This is a genomic window from Vibrio caribbeanicus ATCC BAA-2122 (assembly GCF_000165125.1).
In the GTDB taxonomy this organism is placed as follows: domain Bacteria; phylum Pseudomonadota; class Gammaproteobacteria; order Enterobacterales; family Vibrionaceae; genus Vibrio; species Vibrio caribbeanicus.
The window spans coordinates 25,079-43,202 of record NZ_AEIU01000067.1; the positions used below are offsets into that span (position 1 = coordinate 25,079).

Annotated in this window: 15 protein-coding genes; 2 read left to right on the forward strand and 13 right to left on the reverse strand. The window is 43.6% G+C overall.

Annotated features, from left to right (window positions below; genetic code table 11):
• Positions 1 to 112 precede the first annotated feature (112 nt).
• A complete protein-coding gene (locus tag RH40_RS08000; RefSeq protein WP_009600930.1) occupies positions 113 to 1,240 on the forward strand; it encodes a murein hydrolase activator EnvC family protein in 1,128 nt (375 codons plus the stop codon).
• On the opposite strand, the gene RH40_RS08005 is transcribed toward RH40_RS08000, so the two are convergent.
• The 4 genes from RH40_RS08005 to nudC form a co-directional block, all read right to left on the reverse strand.
• Positions 1,237 to 2,202: a hypothetical protein gene (locus tag RH40_RS08005; RefSeq protein WP_009600931.1), complete on the reverse strand. Its 966-nt coding sequence runs from the start codon at positions 2,200 to 2,202 to the stop codon at positions 1,237 to 1,239. The two genes, RH40_RS08000 and RH40_RS08005, sit on opposite strands and share 4 nt — an antisense overlap.
• A gap of 73 nt (positions 2,203 to 2,275) precedes the next feature.
• Complete coding sequence (locus RH40_RS08010; RefSeq protein WP_009600932.1) at positions 2,276 to 2,911, reverse strand: TetR/AcrR family transcriptional regulator; 636 nt, start codon at positions 2,909 to 2,911, stop codon at positions 2,276 to 2,278.
• 174 nt (positions 2,912 to 3,085) lie between these two features.
• Positions 3,086 to 4,150: a uroporphyrinogen decarboxylase gene (gene hemE, locus RH40_RS08015; protein ID WP_009600933.1), complete on the reverse strand. Its 1,065-nt coding sequence runs from the start codon at positions 4,148 to 4,150 to the stop codon at positions 3,086 to 3,088.
• A 79-nt stretch (positions 4,151 to 4,229) separates the two neighbouring features.
• Entirely contained in the window at positions 4,230 to 5,012 is a 783-nt protein-coding gene (gene nudC / locus RH40_RS08020; RefSeq protein ID WP_009600934.1) for an NAD(+) diphosphatase, read from the reverse strand.
• A 178-nt stretch (positions 5,013 to 5,190) separates the two neighbouring features.
• On the opposite strand from nudC, the gene RH40_RS08025 reads away from it, so the two are divergent.
• Entirely contained in the window at positions 5,191 to 5,685 is a 495-nt protein-coding gene (locus RH40_RS08025; protein WP_009600935.1) for an Rsd/AlgQ family anti-sigma factor, read from the forward strand.
• 73 nt (positions 5,686 to 5,758) lie between these two features.
• On the opposite strand, the gene rpoC is transcribed toward RH40_RS08025, so the two are convergent.
• From rpoC to RH40_RS20315, 9 genes are all read right to left on the reverse strand, one after another.
• Positions 5,759 to 9,961, reverse strand: a complete 4,203-nt coding sequence (gene rpoC / locus RH40_RS08030; protein WP_009600936.1) for a DNA-directed RNA polymerase subunit beta' — start codon at positions 9,959 to 9,961, stop codon at positions 5,759 to 5,761.
• 73 nt (positions 9,962 to 10,034) lie between these two features.
• Positions 10,035 to 14,063, reverse strand: coding sequence for a DNA-directed RNA polymerase subunit beta (gene rpoB, locus RH40_RS08035; protein WP_009600937.1), 4,029 nt, complete (start codon positions 14,061 to 14,063; stop codon positions 10,035 to 10,037).
• A gap of 230 nt (positions 14,064 to 14,293) precedes the next feature.
• Positions 14,294 to 14,662 (reverse strand): 50S ribosomal protein L7/L12, encoded by a 369-nt coding sequence (rplL, locus tag RH40_RS08040; protein ID WP_004747612.1) that lies wholly within the window; start codon positions 14,660 to 14,662, stop codon positions 14,294 to 14,296.
• 57 nt (positions 14,663 to 14,719) lie between these two features.
• On the reverse strand, positions 14,720 to 15,214 hold the full coding sequence (gene rplJ / locus RH40_RS08045; RefSeq protein WP_009600938.1) for a 50S ribosomal protein L10: 495 nt from the start codon (positions 15,212 to 15,214) through the stop codon (positions 14,720 to 14,722).
• 280 nt (positions 15,215 to 15,494) lie between these two features.
• On the reverse strand, positions 15,495 to 16,196 hold the full coding sequence (gene rplA / locus RH40_RS08050; protein ID WP_009600939.1) for a 50S ribosomal protein L1: 702 nt from the start codon (positions 16,194 to 16,196) through the stop codon (positions 15,495 to 15,497).
• Between the two features lie 4 nt (positions 16,197 to 16,200).
• Entirely contained in the window at positions 16,201 to 16,629 is a 429-nt protein-coding gene (gene rplK, locus RH40_RS08055) for a 50S ribosomal protein L11 (protein ID WP_006878399.1), read from the reverse strand.
• Between the two features lie 163 nt (positions 16,630 to 16,792).
• Positions 16,793 to 17,341, reverse strand: a complete 549-nt coding sequence (gene nusG / locus RH40_RS08060) for a transcription termination/antitermination protein NusG (protein WP_009600940.1) — start codon at positions 17,339 to 17,341, stop codon at positions 16,793 to 16,795.
• Positions 17,342 to 17,354: 13 nt separating this feature from the next.
• A complete protein-coding gene (gene secE / locus RH40_RS08065; protein WP_009600941.1) occupies positions 17,355 to 17,780 on the reverse strand; it encodes a preprotein translocase subunit SecE in 426 nt (141 codons plus the stop codon).
• Positions 17,781 to 18,055: 275 nt separating this feature from the next.
• Positions 18,056 to 18,124 (reverse strand): EF-Tu C-terminal domain-related protein (locus RH40_RS20315; RefSeq protein WP_009599998.1); only part of this gene is annotated, 69 nt, incomplete at its 5' end.

Genomic DNA, 18,124 nt, shown 5'->3' on the forward strand with positions numbered 1-18,124 from the left:
TCATCGGGAGTTGCTTTGGTTTGTTCATAGTCAACTTTTTATATTCCAGATTCTAATTGTGAGTCGGTTTGGTTATACTGCCTTTTTGTCCAGAGCAGTTACGAGAGATCGCATGACTTCTTACACTACAAGAAAAAGCCATGTATGGGGAAAGCTTCTTCTTTTGTCAGTTGCTTTTCTACCTTTCACCAACCATGCCGCTAGTGATGCTGAGCTAAAAGGTGTTAGTAGTGAAATTTCTCGGCAAAAAAACACCCTTTCTAGCCAAAAGAATCAATTAAATACATTACAAAAGAAATTAAAATCTCAGGAAATATCAATCAATCGTATCGAAAAAGATATTACTGAGACTGAAAGATCATTGTCAAATACAAACCTGTCAATTAAAAAACTTGAAGCGAATATCAAGGATCTTGAAAAAAGAAAACATCAACAAAGTGACACACTAGCCAGTCTCATTCAAACGTATTACGTCACTAAACAAGCCAAAGGCTCTTCACATATATTTAATCACGATGAAAGTGAAAATAGGATTAGTCAATACTTCCAACATTTAGCCAGTGAGAGAGCAAAAACGATCGCTGAACTTGAAAAGACGATTGAAGAACTCTCGCGAAACCGTCAACAAATCGAATTGGAAAAACAACAAATCTCTGAACTTTTGGGACAACAAACAAAACAGCGAGATAAATTAGCCAAAGCACAGTCAAGTCGCAAAGGGACATTGGCTAAAATCAAAAAAAATATTTCTAACGATCAAGTCTACCTTTCTGAACTACAGCGAAACGAAACGCGTCTCAAAGCAGAAATCGCCAAAGCGGCCAAAAGAAACCGAATTCCAATGGATGGCTTAGCCAAACAAAAAGGCCGTCTCCCCTGGCCACTCAAGGGCAAAGTTCTGCACAACTATGGCTCACGCCAAACAGGTCAAATTAACTGGAAGGGAATGGTCATCTCCGCTAACTATGGTGATGCAGTTAAAGCCGTATACTCTGGTACAGTGGTTTTTTCTGACTATCTAAGAGGATATGGCTTGGTCATTCTACTCGATCATGGCAAAGGGGATATGACCCTTTACGGATTTAATAAAAGTTTACTAAAAAAGGAAGGCGACAAAGTCTCTGCTGGCGAAAACATCGCCCTAGCCGGAGATACCGGTGGACAGAATAAAACGTCACTCTACTTTGAGATACGTAGAAACAGTAAAACCCAAAACCCTAGATATTGGCTTACTCGTTAGAAATTCTGGTGATAATAGCTCTCTACTTGTTCAATAAAATTGGGTAATTCTCTAATATCAAAATGATTAATTCCAGCAGCTGCTTCTCTGCCTCCCCCAGAAGCGAACTGCTGACATAAACTACCAGCACCAAACTTATGCCTAAGTGGTGCTCGAAGAGACACCGTATACTGGCCATTTGAATTCTCAGTCAAAACAAGATGAGCACAGTCGGGGGATTGATTAGCGAGATGATTGCCTAATGCACCACTGATACGACGAGATACGGGCAGATTGGGTAATTTAAACACCCGAAGTATCCTTGTTTTATAGTGCGCTACTTGCTGCATTGCCCATTCAAAATCTTGCTGATACGCCTTTTGTAAAGTGGACAAAGCTGCCCCATCTTCAGATATAGCTGAAAAGGGGTCATTAAATTGGACTAGCTCCAAGTAGAGAGCTTTGGGATCGATAATAAGATCCTCTAACTGCTCACCATAACTATTGTAGTTCACCAAAGTACCGAGTTGCTTCAACTGCTCTCTCTGTTTAAGAGACAAACGAGCTTGCTGGGTAAGTCTATCCGCCACGGCATGCAAATTATCACCATACGCTCCTGCAATAGCCCAATCGTGGTACTTGCTACCAAGAAACCGGTCAATAATTAAAGCTGTACATATATCAGCGTTAGTATCAATATGAACTTCAAGATTCTTGTGCTGAGGCATATCACCAGTTTGATGATGATCGGCGTAAAATACCTTAGCATCGTCACTAAGCAGGCGACGGAGATCGACTTGATTTTTTTTCATCGAAATGTCCAGTACAGTGATCTCATCACCTTTCTCGATGTGAATCCCCGCCAATAAATTAATATTTCTTTTTACGCCTGTCACTAAGGTTGACTGCTTAGGAGCCGCTTTTCGCAATTGAACCAGTGATAAGATGCCATCTGCATCGCCATTAAAAACATCGAAGTGCATAAAAAAACCGATTAAAGTACTTTTCTTTACTCTAATCGGTATTCAGTTAATGAACAATTTCTATTCGTTATTACTAAGTATGAATTGCTTTAACGCCATCTTCGAATAATTGAAGTTGTTCAAAACCTTGCGGTGTTGCTTTAGGCTTGAGCACAGAAACCATTTGTAACATACCTTGGTGGATAACTTGTTCGGTAATTTTCGTCTTGGGCGACATCGCTGCTTGATATCCAAGCCAACTCGACGCAATTAGGTGTAACGTTCTTACTAAAGGCTTCATCTCTTCTTCATCAACAGCCACCAGCCCAAGAGAAACGAAGGCTCTCATAATATCGACCAAGTTTGTTTGAAGCTTCTCTTGCACACCAATGTATTCATTATGTAACACCTCATCTCGCTGCAAAATTTCAGGTAAGTTTGCATAAAAAAATCGGTACTTCCACATCAATGTGAAGATAGAATCCAAATAATGTTTGAGTAGGGCAAGACTCTCTTTTTGAGTCTGAATCGGAGTAAAACGTTCAAGTAACTCATCGGAATACAGAGCAAATATTTCTCGAACGATTTCCTGTTTGTTTCGAAAATGATAATACAAGTTTCCGGGGCTAATTTCTAAAAATGCGGCAATGTGATTGGTAGTCACATTGCGCTCACCAAATTCATTAAATTGCTCTAGTGCGGCGAACACTATTTTGTCACGAGTTTTCATCAATTCTCCGCATACTTTTCATTCTTATTGCTAGACATATACCTTGCTAATCACTATTGAGCAATTTTAAATTTAAATGAGTTATCGATCGTCTCAAAATTGCTCAATTTAGCTCATAAGTACCAGTGTAAATAATAAAAAAGCGCCAGGTCTAAATCAGGCGCTCATTAGCTATCAATTATGGTAGATTTTAGAAAGTTCATGTACGGCATTAACAAATACACCCGCATTTTCAGGCGGTACATCCAAGTGAATACCGTGACCAAGATTAAAGACGTGACCAGTCCCTTTACCGAACCCCTCAAGGATAGAAGAAACTTCTTCTCTAATACGTTCAGGAGACGCATAAAGCATCGATGGATCCATATTACCTTGTAATGCAACCTTGTCCCCGATTCGAGCCTTTGCATCTGCAATATTAACTGTCCAATCCAAACCAACGGCATCACAACCTGTCGCCGCTATTTGCTCAAGCCACATACCACCATTTTTTGTAAAAAGAGTCACGGGAACACGTCGACCATCATTTTCACGAATCAGGCCATCGACAATTTTGTGCATGTATTGCAAAGAGAAGAGATTGTAGTCTCGAGGAGTGAGTACACCACCCCATGTATCAAATATCATCACAGATTGGGCTCCTGCCTTTATCTGCGCATTCAGGTACTCAATCACGCTGTTTGCCAATTTATCAAGTAGAAGATGGAGCAATTGAGGTTCGGCATACATCATCTTCTTTATCTTAGTAAATGCCTTTGAGCTGCCACCTTCAATCATATACGTTGCTAAGGTCCATGGACTTCCGGAGAAACCAATCAAAGGGACTTCGCCCTGCAAATCTTTACGAATTTGACGGACTGCGTTCATCACATATTGCAATTCAACTTCAGGATCAGGTATCCCAATGCGCTCAATGTCTGCTTTGTTCTTAATCGGTTTATCAAAAACTGGCCCCTCACCAGCAGCAAAGCGCAACTCTAAGCCCATGGCATCGGGAATCGTCAAAATATCTGAAAACAAAATGGCGGCATCAAGAGGAAAACGCCTTAAAGGTTGAAGAGTGACTTCAGAAGCTAATTGTGCGTTTTTACATAGAGACATAAAGTCTCCAGCTTGTGCACGAGTTGCTTTGTATTCCGGTAAATAACGCCCTGCCTGGCGCATCATCCATACAGGAGTATGATCAACAGGCTGTCTCATGAGGGCCCGCAGGTAGCGGTCATTTTTTATTTCACTCATAGCGTATACTCAATTGTTATTTTTCTTGCTCACATTCTATCATTGTTTGTTAGCGAAATGGCACAGAGAATCCTACTCCTCACTCTCCCTGTTCAATGTGGCCAAGTACGTCTTCAATTAAAGCTCGTGCAATTGTTCCCTTAGGGGGAACTTGGGGTAACGTTTCTCGAGAAAACCAAGCGGCATCACTTAACTCGGTATAATCTGGTTTCAGTTCTCCAGACTGATATTCTGCGACAAATCCAATCATCAGGTTAGACGGAAATGCCCATGGTTGACTTGAAAAGTATCTAACGTTTTTAATGTTAATTCCGGTTTCTTCTTTTACTTCTCGCGCTACACATTGCTCCAACGTCTCCCCAACTTCAACAAAACCAGCAATGACGGTATACATACCGTTACGATGGCGTGGATGTTGAGCCAAGAGTATTTGCTCTTTATTTTTAACCGCGACGATAATGCAAGAAGAGATCCTTGGGTAGTGAAGAGTGCGGCAATCACCACATTGCATGGCCAATTGATTGTGGTTAAAGTGATTACGTCCACCACATTGCGGACAAAATCGAAAGCCATGTAGCATATGACTCAGTTGAACCGCTTTGCTCAGCATAAAAAATAACTCTTCAGGCAAAGATAAGCATTCCCTAAAAGATGTCAGTTCATACTCATGAGCTATGCTATCTGCGTCAACCCACATTACAGGAAATTGTTGATACTGCCCGATACACACAGCATCGTCACTCAAATTGAGTTCTTTCGCAGTACCAAACGGAACCTTCCCACTGTTCAGCCAGACTGTAGAACCAGACACAACACACCAATATGAGGCCCCTGCACCATCAACTTTACATTTATTTAACATTTGTTCACCTCTTTGCTTGCAGTCTGTTTATTTTACTGGCAATCTAGTTTCATACTAGAGTTTGTGGTTGATAATAGTTAGAACTGTAGATTTTAGTAGCGACAAAAGGTTCTATTTTGTACCGGCTTTGGGAGTCAAAGCGTAATAGCCACCGGCGAAGTGGTTCGATCATGAGGATATGGTCATGCTTAATAAATTCAAACAAACGCAGCAACAATGGGGTGGTTCAAGTGAAGTTATTGACCACTGGCTTGAAACTCGACAATTACTGATCGTTGAATACTGCAAATTGGCATCTTTACAGCCCTGTTCAGCGAAAGCTACCATGGCTTCACTTCCCACCTCAAACGAGCTTCAAATATTTTGCCAACACCTAGTTGATTACATTTCTGAAGGTCATTTCAGGATATACGATATGGTGATGGATAAGTGGCGCTCAACTGGATTTGAAGCCACAGAAGAAATTAACCAGACCTATGGAAAGATTGTACTTACTACAGAACCACTGCTCAATTTTACCGATACTTATGCTTCCATCAATGAACAAGAGGCGCTGGAAACATTCGATGAAGATCTCTCAAAAACAGGTGAGATCATTGAGGTTCGCTTTGAAGTTGAAGACCACCTAATACAATTAATTGCCGAAAGTTTAGCCATCCCCCCTGGGGCATAGCCCAATTAAAAAATTTCATACACACACTAAAAAAGGCACCCGAAGGTGCCTTTTTACTTAACGAGCTTTATCGTTACTCTTCTGTTGAGAAGCCTGCATTGAGTAAAGCAGCTAGGTTATCCGTAGCTTGTTCTGCTGACGGTCCTTCTTGCTCTTCAACACGTTTTGCTTGACGGTCTTGGTGGTAGGCGAAACCAGTACCAGCTGGTATCAATCGACCCACAATAACGTTCTCTTTCAGACCACGTAACTCATCACGCTTACCAGAAACCGCCGCTTCTGTTAGAACACGTGTTGTTTCTTGGAACGAAGCTGCCGAGATGAATGACTCAGTAGCCAAAGAAGCTTTGGTAATACCAAGTAATTCACGCTCAAAACGAGCCGGCTCTTTACCTTCAGCTTCAAGAGCACGGTTAGCGATCTTAACGTTAGCGTACTCAACTTGCTCACCAGCGAGGAACTCAGAGTCACCTGCGTAAGTGATCGTACACTTACGAAGCATTTGGCGAACGATAGTTTCAATGTGCTTATCGTTAATCTTAACGCCTTGCAGACGGTAAACTTCTTGTACTTCATTAGCGATGTATTGAGTTACAGCGTGAATACCACGAAGACGCAAGATATCATGTGGAGATTCTGGTCCATCAGCGATCACATCACCACGTTCGACTTTCTCACCTTCAAAAACGTTAAGCTGACGATGTTTAGGAATCATCTCTTCATAGGTGTCTCCACCGTCACGAGTGATCACTAAACGACGTTTACCTTTCGTTTCTTTACCAAAGCTTACCGTACCAGTGTGCTCTGCAACAATCGCAGGCTCTTTAGGTTTACGAGCTTCAAATAGGTCAGCAACGCGAGGAAGACCACCAGTGATATCTTTGTTACCGCCAGATTTCTGTGGAATACGCGCTAGAGTATCACCAACACCAACTTCCGCACCATCTTCGATGTTAACAATAGCTTTACCTGGCAAGAAATACTGTGCTGGCATATCAGTACCAGGGATCATAACGTCTTTGCCTTTCGCATCAACCAATTTGATCGCTGGACGCATATCTTTGCCAGCAGCGGGACGTGCCGCAGCTTCTGTGACTTCACTGGAGGATAGACCCGTTAGGTCATCTGTTTGACGAGAGACCGTCACACCATCGATCATATCAACAAATTGGATACGACCTGCCACCTCAGTGATGATAGGCATGGTATGCGCTTCCCAGTTAGCCACTGTTTCACCAGCTTCGATTGCCGCATTGTCGCCTTTGTTTAGCAACGAGCCATAAGGAAGTTTGTGTTTCTCTTTAGTACGGCCAAACTCGTCAATGATGGTTAGTTCAGATGCACGAGATGTGATAACTAACTTGCTATCTTTGTTAGTAACAAATTTAGCGTTATGTAGCTTCACTGTACCAGTAGTTTTAGCTTGGATGCTGTTCTCTGCAGCAGCTGTCGATGCAGCACCACCGATGTGGAACGTACGCATCGTAAGCTGAGTACCGGGCTCACCGATCGATTGAGCTGCAATTACCCCAACAGCCTCACCTTGGTTAACTAGGTGTCCACGAGCTAGGTCACGACCGTAACATTGTGCACAACAACCAAAGTCAGCGTCACATGTAACTACTGAACGTACTCTCATGCTGTCTACGGAGTTTTCCTCCATAATCTGACACCACTTTTCGTCGATCAGCGTATTACGCGGGATAAGAACATCATCGGTTCCAGGCTTAAGTACATCTTCAGCAACGACACGACCTAGAGCAAGCTCAGACAGCGCAACCTTAACATCACCACCTTCGATATGAGGCATCATATCGATACCTTCATGAGTACCACAGTCATGCTCATGAACAACAACATCTTGCGCAACGTCTACTAGACGACGGGTTAGGTAACCTGAGTTTGCTGTTTTAAGTGCTGTATCGGCAAGACCTTTACGTGCACCGTGAGTTGAGATGAAGTACTGAAGAACGTTCAAACCTTCTTTAAAGTTAGCCGTAATTGGCGTTTCGATGATGGAGCCATCAGGACGAGCCATCAAACCACGCATACCAGCTAACTGACGGATCTGGGCAGCTGAACCACGAGCACCAGAGTCAGCCATCATGTAGATGCTGTTGAACGATTCTTGCTGTTCTTCGTCGCCGTCACGATTAACAACCGTTTCTGAAGAAAGGTTTTCCATCATTAACTTAGCGACACGATCATTGGTTGATGCCCAAATATCGATCACTTTGTTATAACGTTCACCCGCGGTAACAAGACCAGATTGGTACTGTTCTTGGATTTCGCGAACTTCCGCTTCTGCTTCTTCGATCTCAGTGTATTTCGCATCTGGAACGACCATATCGTCGATACCTACAGATACACCAGAAAGTGCTGCGTAAGCAAAACCTGTATACATGATTTGGTCAGCGAAGATAACTGTGTCTTTCAAACCAAGCTTACGATACGCTTCGTTAAGCAAATGAGAAATCTGCTTCTTACCCAATTTTTGGTTTACGATGCTGTAAGGAAGCCCTTTAGGAACGATTTGCCACAACATTGCACGACCGATAGTTGTATCAACCATTTTCGTTTCTGTTGTGATGTGGCCATCTTCGTCTTTTACAGTCTCTGTGATACGAACCTTAACGCGAGCATGAAGCTCAGCAGTTTTAGTACGATAAGCTTTTTCAGCTTCTGCAGGGCTAGCAAGGTACATACCCTCGCCCTTGACATTAATTTTATCACGAGTCATGTAATAAAGGCCCAATACTACGTCCTGAGAAGGTACGATGATTGGGTCACCCGATGCAGGCGACAATATATTATTTGTCGACATCATCAGAGTACGTGCTTCTAGCTGCGCCTCTAGTGTTAGAGGAACGTGAACCGCCATTTGGTCGCCATCGAAGTCCGCGTTATACGCTGCACATACAAGAGGGTGAAGCTGAATAGCTTTACCTTCGATAAGTACAGGTTCAAACGCCTGAATACCAAGACGGTGAAGTGTTGGTGCACGGTTTAGTAATACAGGGTGTTCACGGATAACTTCGTCAAGAATATCCCAAACAATAGCTTCTTCACGCTCTACCATTTTCTTTGCAGCTTTGATCGTCGTCGCTAAACCACGAGTTTCTAGCTTGCTGTAAATAAATGGCTTAAATAGCTCAAGTGCCATCTTCTTAGGAAGACCACACTGGTGTAAACGTAGGTAAGGACCTACCGTGATAACCGAACGACCAGAGTAGTCAACACGCTTACCAAGCAAGTTCTGACGGAAACGACCTTGTTTACCCTTGATCATATCAGCAAGAGATTTCAAAGGACGCTTATTTGAACCTGTGATGGCACGACCACGACGACCGTTATCAAGAAGCGCATCAACTGATTCTTGGAGCATACGCTTTTCATTACGCACGATAATATCAGGTGCAGCAAGTTCAAGAAGACGCTTCAATCGGTTGTTACGGTTGATAACACGACGGTAAAGATCGTTCAGATCAGAAGTAGCAAAACGTCCGCCATCCAATGGAACAAGTGGGCGTAAGTCTGGTGGAAGAACTGGCAATACTGTCAGTATCATCCACTCTGGATTGTTACCAGATTGGACAAATGCTTCGACCAATTTAAGACGTTTAGTGATCTTCTTGCGTTTAGTCTCTGAGTTAGTTGACTGAAGCTCTTCACGCATTTCTTCAATTTCTGCAGGAAGATCCATAGATGCAAGCAGATCTTTGATCGCTTCTGCACCCATTTTGGCCGTGAATTCATCACCCCATTCTTCCAAACGATCCAAGTACTCTTCTTCTGTCAGCATCTGAGACTTCTCAAGATCTGTCATACCTGGTTCAGTAACCACGTACATTTCGAAGTAAAGTACTCGTTCAATATCACGTAGCGGAATATCCATCAATAGGCCGATACGAGACGGAAGCGATTTTAGGAACCAGATGTGAGCAACTGGTGAAGCCAGTTCAATGTGGCCCATGCGGTCACGACGAACTTTTGTTTGTGTAACTTCAACGCCACACTTCTCACAGATAACACCACGGTGTTTTAGGCGTTTGTATTTGCCACAAAGACACTCATAATCTTTAACTGGGCCAAAAATACGCGCACAAAACAAACCATCACGTTCAGGCTTGAACGTACGGTAGTTGATCGTTTCAGGTTTTTTAACTTCACCAAAAGACCATGAACGAATCATGTCTGGTGAAGAAAGACCAATTTTGATTGCATCAAATTCTTCGGTCTTATGCTGTGCTTTTAGAAAGTTTAATAAGTCTTTCACAATCAGCTCCTGTAAGGAGTTAAAAGGAGCTCACCACAACAGTGAGCACCTTCTACCAATAATCCCGTGGGGATTACTCTTCGTCTTCTAGTTCAATATTGATACCTAGTGAGCGGATCTCTTTCAACAATACGTTGAAAGATTCTGGCATACCAGGTTCCATACTGTGGTTTCCGTCTACAATGTTTTTATACATCTTAGTACGGCCGTTAACATCATCAGATTTAACGGTTAGCATTTCTTGTAGTGTGTAAGCAGCACCGTATGCTTCAAGCGCCCAAACTTCCATCTCACCAAAACGCTGACCACCGAACTGAGCTTTACCACCAAGTGGTTGCTGTGTTACTAGGCTGTAAGAACCAGTAGAACGAGCATGCATCTTGTCATCAACCAAGTGGTTAAGCTTGAGCATGTACATATAACCAACAGTTACAGGACGCTCAAACGCATCACCCGTACGGCCATCAAACAAGGTTAACTGACCAGATTCAGGTAGATCGCCCAGTTTTAGTAGCTCTTTAATCGATTTCTCGGATGCGCCATCAAATACTGGTGTCGCAATTGGTAAGCCGCCACGCAGGTTATTGACCAAAGTAACAACTTCAGCATCGGATAGTGACGATACATCAACTTTTTGACGAGTATCACCAAGATCATAAACACGCTGTAAGAAATCGCGGAACTTCGCTATTTCTTGTTGTTCTTTCACCATCTGGTTGATCTTGTCACCAATACCTTTCGCCGCCAGACCTAAATGCACTTCTAGGATCTGACCGATGTTCATACGAGATGGTACACCTAGCGGGTTAAGTACGATATCGACGGGCTGACCTTTATCATCATAAGGCATGTCTTCAACAGGGTTGATCTTAGAGATAACACCCTTGTTACCGTGACGACCAGCCATCTTATCACCAGGTTGAATACGACGCTTAACAGCAAGATATACCTTAACAATTTTAAGTACACCAGGAGCAAGGTCATCACCTTGAGTGATCTTACGACGCTTAGTTTCAAACTTTTTATCAAAGTCTGCTTTGAGCTCGTCATACTGCTCTGCTAGTTGCTCTAGCTGAGTTTGCTGTGCATCATCATCAAGAGTCAGCTCAAGCCACTTTTTGCGATCTATCGCATCAACGCGCTCTTCGCTGTAGCCACCATCGATGAGTACGGCTTTGACTCGGTTAAGAAGACCGCCTTCAAGAATCTGGAATTCTTCTGTAAGGTCTTTCTTAGCCTCTTTCAGCTGCATCTGTTCAATTTCAAGTGCACGTTTGTCTTTTTCAACACCATCACGAGTGAATACTTGAACATCGATGATCGTGCCCGAAACAGAGTTTGGTACGCGCAGAGACGTATCTTTAACGTCTGATGCTTTCTCACCAAAGATCGCACGTAGAAGCTTTTCTTCCGGTGTCAGCTGAGTTTCACCTTTCGGTGTTACTTTACCAACAAGAATGTCGCCGCCTTTGACTTCTGCACCGATGTAAACAATGCCCGACTCATCAAGTTTAGAAAGCGCAGACTCACCCACATTAGGAATATCCGCTGTCACCTCTTCTGCACCGAGTTTAGTGTCTCGTGCTACACAAGAAAGTTCTTGGATGTGGATAGTCGTGAAGCGGTCTTCTTGAACAACGCGCTCTGAAACCAAGATCGAGTCTTCAAAGTTGTAACCATTCCAAGGCATGAATGCGATGCGCATATTCTGGCCAAGAGCAAGTTCACCAAGATCCGTCGAGGGTCCATCGGCCAAAACGTCACCACGCGCAACCGGCTCACCAGGCATAACACATGGGCGCTGGTTAATACACGTGTTCTGGTTAGAACGAGTGTACTTAGTGAGGTTATAAATATCGATACCAGCTTCACCAGGGATCAACTCATCTTCGTTCACTTTAACAACGATTCGAGAAGCATCTACAGACTGGATAACACCACCACGTTTTGAAACTGCAGTTACACCAGAGTCAACGGCAATGTTACGCTCGATACCTGTACCTACGAGTGGCTTGTCTGCCTTCAACGTTGGTACGGCCTGACGTTGCATGTTCGCCCCCATCAAGGCACGGTTTGCATCATCGTGCTCTAGGAATGGGATAAGAGACGCTGCAATAGAAACCACTTGGTTTGTCGCAACGTCCATATAATCGACGTGCTCACGTGGGTGGAGACCTGATTCCCCTTTCTGACGCGCCGTTATCAGCTCTTCAGAGAAAGTGCCTTGCTCTGTCAATATAGTATTTGCCTGAGCAATAACGTATTGACCTTCTTGGATTGCAGATAGGTAATCAACCTCATCCGTCACAACACCATCAACAACGCGGCGATAAGGTGTTTCCAAGAAACCAAAATCGTTACAACGAGCAAAGGCTGACAAAGAGTTGATCAGACCGATGTTCGGACCTTCAGGCGTTTCGATCGGACATAGACGACCGTAGTGGGTCACGTGTACATCTCGCACTTCGAAACCTGCTCGCTCACGTGTCAAACCACCTGGACCCAAAGCAGAGATACGACGTTTGTGCGTCACTTCCGACAACGGGTTATTTTGATCCATAAACTGTGAAAGCTGAGATGAACCAAAGAATTCTTTTACTGCAGCAGAAATAGGCTTAGCATTAATCAGGTCTTGAGGCATGATAGCATCAAGATCACCAAGGCTAAGACGCTCTTTAACTGCACGTTCTACACGAACTAGACCAACTCGGAATTGGTTTTCAGCCATCTCACCTACAGAACGGATACGACGGTTACCCAAGTGGTCGATATCATCAACTTCACCGATACCATTACGGATCGCGATCAGTTTCTTCATTACTTCAATGATATCTTGCTCGTCAAGTGTACCCTGTTCTTGAGCATCCTCACGTTCGATAGAGCTATTAAACTTCATACGACCCACAGTAGATAGATCGTAACGTTCTTCAGAGAAGAACAAGCTCTCGAATAAAGCTTCTGCTGCTTCTTTCGTTGGCGGCTCACCTGGTCGCATCATGCGGTAGATTTCAACCAACGCAGAGATACGGTCAACCGTGCTGTCAATACGCAAAGTCTCCGACATGAATGGACCGTGATCCAAATCGTTCGTAAAGAGGACTTCAAGTGCTTTATGACCAGCTTGAGAGAGGTTAGCTAATGCTTCTAAGCTTATCTCTTGGTTTGCAGCAACGATGATTTCACCAGTAGACTCATTGATATAGTCTTTAGAAGCAACTTTACCAACAATGTATTCAACAGGCACTTCAATATGGTCAACGCTGTCTTTCTCTAACTGGCGGATATGACGTGCTGTCACACGACGGCCTGTTTCAACGTACGTTTTACCGTTCGCTTCGATATCAAATGAAGCAGTTTCACCACGCAGGCGATCAGGGACTAGCTCCATCAGAAGGGTCTGATCCTTCACTTCGAAGTTGATCTTCTCAAAGAAGATATCCAACACTTCTTCTGTCGTCTTACCAAGCGCGCGCAGAATGATCGAAGCAGGAAGTTTACGACGACGGTCGATACGAACGTACAGGTTATCCTTAGGATCAAACTCAAAGTCGAGCCATGAACCACGATAAGGAATAACGCGTGCGTTATACAGAACTTTACCTGAAGAGTGGGTTTTACCCTTATCGCTGTCGAAGAATACACCAGGGCTTCTGTGCAACTGGGATACGATAACCCTCTCGGTACCATTAATTACGAAGGTACCATTGTCTGTCATAAGCGGAATTTCGCCCATGTAGACTTCTTGTTCTTTAATGTCTTTTACAGTACCTGCTGGCGCGTCTTTATCAAAAATAACTAGGCGTAGTTTCACGCGTAGTGGTTTTGAATAAGTTACGCCGCGAATTTGACATTCTTTAACGTCAAAAACTGGCTCACCAAGACGGTAGCTAACGTATTGCAGCTCAGAGTTGCCGTTATAGCTCTGAATTGGAAATACAGAACGGAAAGCGGCTTCAAGACCATATTGACCTTCAGGATCCTGTTCGATGAACTTCTCGAATGAATCGAGCTGGATCGATAGCAGGTATGGAATGTCCAAAACTTGTGGACGAGTACCAAAGTCCTTACGGATGCGCTTTTTCTCGGTATAAGAGTAAACCATGGGGTTCCTCAGCTCGCTGATAAGTGACCCAAACCACCTCGAGTCGTGACGAGGTAGTGACTGAAATCTGTTTGATTGTAGTGGCATATCATTAAGATCAAATGACATGTTTTTTGCTAGGAATTGAGTGCTCAAACAGCGGAAAAATCACTCAACCCTTACAGCGCAAAAAGGCTGGTGGTTTAAAAACCACCAGCCATTAGCCGTTAGGCTAAGAAACTAAGCAATAATTACTTAACAGTAACACTTGCACCAGCTTCTTCTAGCTGAGCTTTAAGAGCTTCAGCTTCGTCTTTCTCTACGCCTTCTTTAAGAGGTGCAGGAGCGCCGTCTACTAGAGCTTTCGCTTCTTTAAGACCTAGGCCAGTTGCGCCACGTACTGCTTTGATTACAGCAACTTTGTTACCGCCAGCAGACTCAAGGATTACGTCAAATTCAGTTTGCTCAGCAGCAGCTTCGCCACCAGCAGCACCGCCAGCTACAACAGCAGCAGCAGCAGAAACACCGAATTTCTCTTCCATTGCTTCGATTAGTTCAACAACTTGCATTACAGACATTTCTGCAACTGCGTCTAGGATTTGCTCGTTAGTAATAGACATAACAATTCTCTTTTAAATCAACAATAAGTTTATTAAGCAACCAGAAAAAAGCAAGGCTTATGCCGCAGCTTCTTCTTTTTGATCGCGGATAGCAGCGATTGTACGTGCCAACTTGCCAGCAGAAGCTTCTTTCATGCACATCATTAGGCGTGCAACCGCTTCGTCGTAAGTTGGTAGTGTCGCTAGTACTTCAGCGTCAGCAAGCGCGCCTTCAAATGCAGCAGCTTTGATCTCGAAGTTAGTGTTCTCTTTAGCGAAGTCTTTGAAAAGACGCGCTGCAGCACCTGGGTGCTCATTAGAGAATGCGATTAGAGTAGGACCTGTAAAAATGTCTGTTAGACACTCGTACTCAGTACCTGCAACCGCACGACGCATTAGTGTGTTACGAACAACTCGTACATAAACACCCGCTTCACGAGCTTGTTTACGTAGAGAAGTCATCGCGCCCACTTCAACGCCACGAGAATCAGCTACAACTGCAGAAAGTGCACCACTGGCAGCTTCGTTGACTTCAGCAACAATTGCTTTTTTGTCTTGAAGGTTTAAAGCCATCTTGGATAAACTCCTGGTTGTCGTTACACCACTCACTATTATCGCAACAGTGAGAGTTATTTAGGTGCTTCCCAGAAGAAAGGTAACTATTTACATAGAGCTTTCTGTCAGTTCGGGCACCATCTACGTAGGAAAATTAAGCCTTTATTAAAAAATTAATATTGGCACCTACGGTCTTGGACGGAGACTGGTTTTTAATTCTAATAGAACCAAAGTTCAGCCCCAACCACAAATATTAGGCGCGAAATTATACATAAATTTCGCACCTAAGCAAATTAAATTATGCTTGAGTATTCAGGCTAGCCTGATCAACAGCAACACCAGCACCCATAGTTGTAGAGATGCTTACTTTCTGCAGGAATGTACCTTTTGCAGAAGATGGTTTAGCTTTCTTCAGAGCAACTAGAAGTGCTTCTAGGTTTTCTTTAATCTGCTCAGCAGAGAAGTTAGCTTTACCAATAGTTGTGTGGATGATGCCATTTTTGTCGTTACGGTAACGAACCTGACCAGCTTTAGCATTCTTAACCGCTTCAGCAACGTTAGGAGTTACAGTACCAACTTTAGGGTTAGGCATTAGGCCACGAGGACCTAGGATAGTACCTAGCTGACCTACAACGCGCATTGCATCTGGAGAAGCAACAACAACGTCAAAGTTCATTTCGCCTTTTTTCACTTGCTCTGCAAGATCTTCCATACCTACAACATCTGCGCCAGCTTCTTTTGCTGCTTCAGCGTTTGCACCTTGAGTGAACACTGCAACACGGATGTCACGGCCAGTACCGTGTGGAAGTACAGTAGCACCACGAACGTTTTGGTCAGATTTACGTGCATCAATACCAAGGTTAACAGCAACATCAACAGACTCAACGAATTTCGCTGTTGCTAACTCTTGTAGTAGAGCTACAGCTTCATTGATTTCGTACTCTTTAGTTACGTCAACTTTTTCACGGATTACGCGCATGCGCTTAGTTAGTTTTGCCATGATCTTAACCCTCTACCACTAGGCCCATTGAACGAGCAGTACCAGCGATTGAACGCTTCATTGCTTCGATATCAGCACCAGTCATATCAGCAGCTTTAGTTTCTGCGATTTCTTGGATCTGAGCGTCAGTTACTGTGCCCACTTTCTCAGTGTTTGGACGACCTGAACCAGACTTGATGCCCGCTGCTTTCTTCAGTAGAACTGCTGCAGGTGGAGTCTTAGTTACAAAAGTGAAAGAACGGTCGTTGTATACAGTGATAACAACTGGAGTCGGTAGACCTTTCTCGATAGATTCTGTTTTTGCGTTGAACGCTTTACAGAATTCCATGATGTTAACACCGTGTTGACCTAGAGCAGGACCAACTGGTGGACTTGGGTTTGCCATACCAGCAGCAACTTGCAGCTTGATATAAGCTTCAACTTTCTTAGCCATGATTATTCCTAATTTTGGGTACTAACGCTAATCAATTGACCAGCTCCCCGTTTAAACAATTACTTTTTGTCTCTTATGAAACAAAAAGGCGCGAAATTATAATCATATCTCACGCCTTATACAAGTCTAAAGGTGACTTTTTGTACTGTGCTTGCCGACAAAGTTAGTCAAGTTTTTCAACTTGGCCAAACTCCAATTCAACAGGCGTTGCTCGACCAAAGATCGATACAGAAACCTTTAAGCGACTCTTTTCGTAATCGACTTCTTCAACGGTTCCGTTGAAATCAGCAAATGGTCCATCAGTAACACGTACCACTTCACCCGCTTCGTACATTGTACGTGGGCGAGGAGCTTCACTTGCTTTTTCAAGACGATTTAAAATCGCGTCTGCTTCTTTGTCAGTGATAGGAGCTGGACGGTCTGAGGTCCCACCTATGAAGCCCATGACACGTGGCACACTACGCACTAAATGCCATGATTCATCGTTCATCACCATTTGAACAAGAACATAGCCAGGGAAGAACTTACGCTCAGATTTACGACGCTGACCAGCACGCATTTCAACGACTTCTTCTGTAGGAACAAGAACTTCACCAAACGACTCTTCCATGCTATGCATTTTGATGTGCTCACGAAGAGATTGGGCAACTCGACCTTCAAAACCAGAGAAGGCTTGAACCACATACCAGCGTTTTTTTGGAGCTTCACTCATGAATTAAAACCCTCTACACTCCAGTTACAAAGTTAACGATATGGTACATAATGCTATCAATACCATATAGGATTAGAGCCATTACAATACTTACAGCCAAAACGATAAGGGTTGTTTGCATAGTTTCTTGGCGAGTAGGCCAAACAACTTTGCGAACTTCCATACGTGACTCTTTTGCAAATTCAATTGCAGCTTTACCTTTGCGTGTAGTAGCAGCCACACCCAATGCAGCAGCAATCAGAATAACAACACCTGCAACACGAATGACTACCGATCCAGCCCCAGTGAATAGAGAGTCTGGGTATAGTCCCGGATCACTGTACACACCGTACAGGTAATTACCCACAACAGCGGCAGCTAACAGAGCAAAAGTGACAACCCACTTAAAGATATCTGCAAAATTTGAGCTATCAGGAGTTTCAGCATTATTCGCTTTCATAAAACCAACCTGTTTAAGTCTTACTATAGACGACGACAACCCCGCTGTTGCAGGGCAAATCCATGAAGCGACAACCTAAAATTGATTGACGCACTCTTTATTGACCGAAGTAAAAAGCATCTGTCAAAACATTCCTGCGTGATGCCATACCGATCATTAAAACGGCAGACATTTTTTTCAGTGCAGAAAAAGGGCATCAAATGATGCCCTTTTTGCTAACGGTTCGTCAAATCTTATTCAAAAATTTTCCGAAACCTTCAGCTAATTCTTTCGAATTAGTCGAAGATTTTAGCAACAACACCAGCACCTACTGTACGGCCACCTTCGCGGATTGCGAAACGTAG